At 61.2% G+C, this 5,088-nt stretch carries 3 protein-coding genes and 1 pseudogene; 1 reads left to right on the forward strand and 3 read right to left on the reverse strand.

What is annotated here, in order from left to right; genetic code table 11:
• Positions 1–296 precede the first annotated feature (296 nt).
• Together E5W70_RS26470 and E5W70_RS26475 are read right to left on the reverse strand one after the other, a co-directional pair.
• Positions 297–2,324 (reverse strand): DUF3857 domain-containing protein, encoded by a 2,028-nt coding sequence (locus E5W70_RS26470; RefSeq protein WP_292664027.1) that lies wholly within the window; start codon positions 2,322–2,324, stop codon positions 297–299.
• Between the two features lie 206 nt (positions 2,325–2,530).
• A complete protein-coding gene (locus E5W70_RS26475; RefSeq protein WP_292664029.1) occupies positions 2,531–4,015 on the reverse strand; it encodes a carboxypeptidase M32 in 1,485 nt (494 codons plus the stop codon).
• 114 nt (positions 4,016–4,129) lie between these two features.
• On the opposite strand from E5W70_RS26475, the pseudogene E5W70_RS26480 reads away from it, so the two are divergent.
• A pseudogene (locus tag E5W70_RS26480) lies at positions 4,130–4,270 on the forward strand (DUF1304 family protein); the annotation flags it as partial.
• A gap of 79 nt (positions 4,271–4,349) precedes the next feature.
• Here E5W70_RS26480 and E5W70_RS26485 read toward each other — a convergent pair.
• Positions 4,350–4,646 carry a hypothetical protein gene (locus E5W70_RS26485; protein ID WP_292664031.1) on the reverse strand — a complete coding sequence of 99 codons (297 nt, stop codon included), beginning with the start codon at positions 4,644–4,646 and terminating at the stop codon, positions 4,350–4,352.
• Between the last annotated feature and the right edge of the window lie 442 nt (positions 4,647–5,088).

A 5,088-nucleotide genomic window follows, 5' to 3' on the forward strand; every position in this document is an offset into this window, starting at 1 on the left:
CCGTGCTGAAGGCCGATCGCATCCTGGTCATGGATGGCGGCCGCATCGTCGAGGAAGGCACGCATCAGAGCCTGGTCGCCAAGGGCGGCATCTATGCGCGGCTGGCCAAGCTGCAGTTCGAAACCGGGGCGAATGCTTTCAGGGGCGCGGCGGAGTAGCATCGGCTATCGAGTCAGAGCCTGTTCCATCCCGATTTCATCGAGATGGGGCTCCATCTTCTTGTTTCACCATGACCTTTTCCGAAAACCGGCATCCGCTTTTCGGCATCATGGTCCGCCCGCGGCCGCCGGGATTCTTCAGCTACCGAAAGCTCGGCGTTTGCCGCGTCGATAGGCGATGAACAGGGGAACGCCAACAAGCAACGACAACAAAAGCATGCTGGCGACGGTCTGTCGCTGCTCCTTTGCCGGATCGCTGAGCTGCACATCGGCAGGCGGCTCTTCATAGGTAAAATCGTATTGCCAGCGAATTTGGTCTGCGAGGTCATCGACGGTTTTCAGATAGTCGGCAATCGCCTTGGCCGGCACTTCAGTTGCCAGCGTCTGAAAGTTCCATTCAACTTGAAATTCGGTGGGCGTGTTGGACCAGGACGCCTTGAGAGACAGATAGGGCGTCACGACGTTTTTCATCGACTCGCCGGAAAACCTCGCCTTGAGGTTGCGCACGGTCACCTTATGGCGGCGGTAGAACTGGGGGCCGAGGGAGACGGGCCCGGTTCGGCCGACGATTGTCGGCGTTGGAAGAGAGTTGTTGCCGAGATCGGCCGCGCGGATCGGGAAATTCTTTGCCAGATCGTTGGCCGCCAGCGCCTCCGCCGGCAAGCGATAACTCTCCTTCACGCTCACTATGTTGCCGTCGCGGCGATCCACGATTTCCGGCTTGGCGATGGTTTGGATCCCCGGATATTGCTTGTTGTAGTATTTCAGGTAAGCGTCCGACACCTCGCTCAGCGACCGGCTGGCGAAATTGCCGCGCATCCAATCGGCATCGGCGTCCTCATATGTCGAGAAGACCGTCAGCACGAGGGGATCGCCCGGTTTCCGCGGAAAGTCGAATTCCTCGGCGATCTGGATCGATGGGCTGGTAAGCACAGGACTCGGCATCTTCTCCAACCCGCCGGTACTGGAAAGCGGCAGCGCGAAGCCGTAGTCCGGCTGTGCGAGATTGTGCGCCTTGCCGCCCTGAAGATAGTTCGTGGCGTCCAGCCAATATGTCCTTGCTCCGATCCTTGCCTTGACTATGGCATGGTCGAAATCGCGAAGCGCCGGCAGATGCTGGTCCAGGGCCCTTCCCTCGTCGAGATCGGCCAAGGCGACCTCGGCAGCAATGCCAAGCCGCACAAGCGACGAAACCAGCAGCAGGGCCTTGTCCTTGCAGTCACCGAACCCGCTCAGGATAACCGTCGCGGGATCACGCGGAACGTAGGAACCGGCACCCATCGACAGGCTTACATAGCGGATCTGGTCCTGCACCAACCGCATTGCCTCGACCATCCGGTCTTCGGGCACCGGATGCCGCAGAGCGATGTCGTCGAGCTTTGCGGCAAAAGCCGAGGGAAAAACGGTCGCTGGCTTGTAATAGGGCGCAACGGCATCGACCACACTTTGCCAATTCGCGGTAGACGCGACATCGATGGAGCCCCAGCCTGGATAGGTCACGGGCAGGTTATCCTCGACATTGACCGGTTTCGGGTTTGGAATTTCCCACAGATAGGTGGTGTCCGGCCCAGTCGGGGAGATTGAAGGCTTGAGTCGGGTTCCCCTGGTCTTGATCTCGAGCGGCTGGCCCGAAGGCCAAATGATGCTTGTGCGGATAAGCGCTACCGGCTCTTCCCATTCGGTGGAGAAATTCTTGAAGAAAAGATCCTTGCCGACCAGCGGTGTTACTTCGTAGGTCGACCCGTAATCGACGATGTCGCCGGCGCGCACATCATCGATGTTGACATGTGCTGTCAGCCAGCCGTCGAAGACGCCTTTCTCGGCGTCTCTTTCCCTGCGGAAGATGTCGAATTCGACGCCTTCCAGCCGGTCCAGAACGGCGCCATCGCGGATGATGTGAAGATGGTTGAGCGTGACCTTGTGTCGGGACGGATCGAACTGCAGATCGATACTCGCGCCACGATCCAGGCCGGGACGGTCGACGATCTTATAGACCGTGCGCGAGTACTCGATGTAGCCGCCGGCACGATGCTTGATCTGGTCGTCCGAGAGCAGCCATGAAACGCCATTCTTGATTTGATCCGATCGGGTGGGATCGGCAGCCGGAATATCAAGCTGCTTTACCCAGCTTTCTGCCGGACCCTTGAGAACCATGTCGTCGGACATGGCCGGAGAACTCAGGCCGATCAATAAGATGAAAAATACCAAGCGGGGCCAGAAAGACTTCATCCTATGAAAACTGTAACAGACAGACATCTACGCTCGCCCAACTTGCAAGAACTCCTTTTTCAGAGGCTTTCTCACCAAAGTAAAGGCCAGGTTCGCGGATTTCTGCGGTCACCGCGGCAAGAACCGGGAATAGATGAAGCGCCTCAGTTCCCGTACCGCTTCTTCAGATGGTCGGTGAAATGCACGGCATTGAGCTTTTCGCCGGTGGCGCGTTCGAGCAGTTCCGGCGTCGACCAGCGCGAGCCTTGCGACCAGATCCTTTTGCGGCGCCAGTCGTTGATCGCGGCGAAATCTCCCTTGGCGAGGTCTTCGTCGGCTGAAGGATGATCTCTGGTCAGCGCCGCCCATTGCTGCGCCGCCATCATGGCGCCCAGCGTGTAGGAGGGGAAATAGCCGAAGGCGGCACCCGGCCAGTGGACGTCCTGCATCGGACCATCAGCCGGATTGTCTGATGTCGACAGGCCGAGATAATCGCGCATCTTGGCATCCCAGGCTTCGGGCAGGTCGGCTGCTTCCAGCCGCCCCGAGACAAGCTCCTGCTCCAGCTCGTAGCGCAGGATGACATGCAGCGGATAGGTGACCTCGTCGGCATCGACGCGGATCAGGCCGCGCTCGACCCGGTGCACATGCGGCAGGATGTCGTCGATCGTCCAGCTCTCGCCGAGGTGCCTTTCGACCACCGGCAGCGCCCAGCGCCAGAATTCTGGATTGCGGCCGATCTGCTTTTCGACGAACAGGCTCTGGCTTTCATGCACCGCCATGCCGCGCGCTTTGCCGAGCGGCCAGTGCGCCCACGCCTTCGGCAGGTTCTGCTCGTACAGCGCATGGCCGGTCTCGTGCAGCACGCCCATCAGCGCCGACAGGAAATCCGAGGTCTTGTAGCGGGTGGTGATGCGCACGTCGCTCGGCACCCCGCCGCAGAACGGATGGTGCGAAACCGACAGCGAGCCGTGGGTGAGGTCGAAGCCGACTGCCGCCATCATGGCGAGGCCAAGCTCGCGCTGCTTGTCCAAGGGGTAGCTGCCGGAAAGCGGCTTCAGCGGATGTTTCGCCAGCCGCTCTTCCTGCACGGCCAGTGCCTCCGGTACGAAGCCTTTCAGGAAGGTCTTCAACTCGGCAAACACAGGCGTGATGTCGGCGGTGCGATTGGCTGGGTCATATTGCTCCATCAGGGCGTCGTAAGGCTCGAGCCCGAGCACCTCGGCGCGAAGTGCCGCCTCCTCGCGGACCAGCGCCACGACGCCTTCCAGCGCCGGCAGGAAACCGGCCCAGTCGTTCTTGGCGCGCAGGTCGCGCCAGAGCTGCTCGGAGCGCATGCGCGCGGTCGTCTGGCGCTCGACGAACTCGACCGGCAGGCAGGTCAGGTTGGTGTATTGCCGGCGGAATTCCCTGACTGCGGCCTGCTGCTCTTCGTTCAGCGCTTCCTGCTCGGCCGCCGCTATCCAGTCGGCAATCTCCGGCGCGGTCGCCCGGGCATGGTGCATGCCGGCAAGCGCCGACATTGCCTCTGCGCGCTTCTCGCCGCCGCCGACAGCCATATGGGTCGCCTCGTCGGCGCCGAGGATGGCGAGGGCGTGTTCCAGCGCTTCGAGCTTGTGGCCGAGGTCGTCGAGTTTTTGAAAGGACATTGTGGGTTCCGCTGATTTGACGGCGGGAAAAGATACCAATGCAAAACTGTTGGCAACCCCGAAGACCGTCTGCGACCGATACATCGACTGCCGGCCGCAACGGCGGTGGCGTGCGCCGGTTTCTAGTTCAAAGTCTTCTTCCTGCTCGCCGTCGCCATCGCCGGCCTTTACGGCGCAGCGACGGCGGGCCGTAAGATCCTGTTCATCCAGACAGTGCCGGCAGTGCTGCCGCTGATTGCGCTGGCGTTGGGCTAGCGCATGATCCCTGAACCGAAACCTGGAAAAGGATCATGCGCAAAATCAATTGCCACAGCGCCGGGCGCTGCGGCCGATTTCAGCCGCCTGGATAAGTTGGGCCATAGCCGTTCGGATAGTATCCGCCATCGGCGCCGTTGCCGATGAGGAAGGCACTGCCGGTATCGGCGCGCAGCTTTTGGCTGACATCGTCGAGCTGCGCCAGCAACTGCTGATATTGCGTGCTCGGCATCGTTCCATCACGCGCGCCCCTCTGGGCGGTCCGATCGAGTTGAGCGACCTGCGTGCGCAAGTCACGTGCCTCGCCCGGCTCGAGCTTATTCGCCCGGATGGCGCCCTGGATACCCGTCTCCACGCTCTGGATCTGATTGATCAAGGCCGTCTCACGCGCGCGGGGGTAAGCCCCAGCAAACGGAACGGCGAGGAGAAGTGTGGCGAGCGTAGCAGTCTTGAGATTCCTGGGAGGCAAGAAGCGCATGGTTGCGTCTCCTTTACTGGGGAAGGCGGTGGTTGGGAGGGGCCCGCCTTCCGGCCGCGGGCCGTCAGGTTCCGTCGCGTCGCGATGAACAGTTCCACCGCCGGCAGTTCTCGGCCCATGACCGAGGCTAAAAGGCGATGGCGGCAAAGGGTAATTAAAGAAAGGTAATTTTTTCAGCTCTTGCCGCTGCCGCACCAGTGCCCTAGATGCCGCCGGCTTGAGCCGGCTCGACCTGGCGCATGATACAAGCCAAAGGCTTGCGGATCACCGCTCGGTCAGCTTCAGCTCGATGCGGCGGTTCTTGTTGCGCGCCTCTTCGGTATCGGCGGCGTCCAGTGGC

The sequence above is a fragment of the Mesorhizobium sp. genome, assembly GCF_005063415.1.
Taxonomy (GTDB): domain Bacteria; phylum Pseudomonadota; class Alphaproteobacteria; order Rhizobiales; family Rhizobiaceae; genus Mesorhizobium.

What these genes read in the sequence shown, in the direction of transcription:
- E5W70_RS26475 (WP_292664029.1), bottom strand. Translation starts at nt 4,015, where the DNA reads ATGTCCTTTCAAAAACTCGACGACCTCGGCCACAAGCTCGAAGCGCTG.
- E5W70_RS26470 (WP_292664027.1), bottom strand. Translation starts at nt 2,324, where the DNA reads ATGTCCGACGACATGGTTCTCAAGGGTCCGGCAGAAAGCTGGGTAAAG.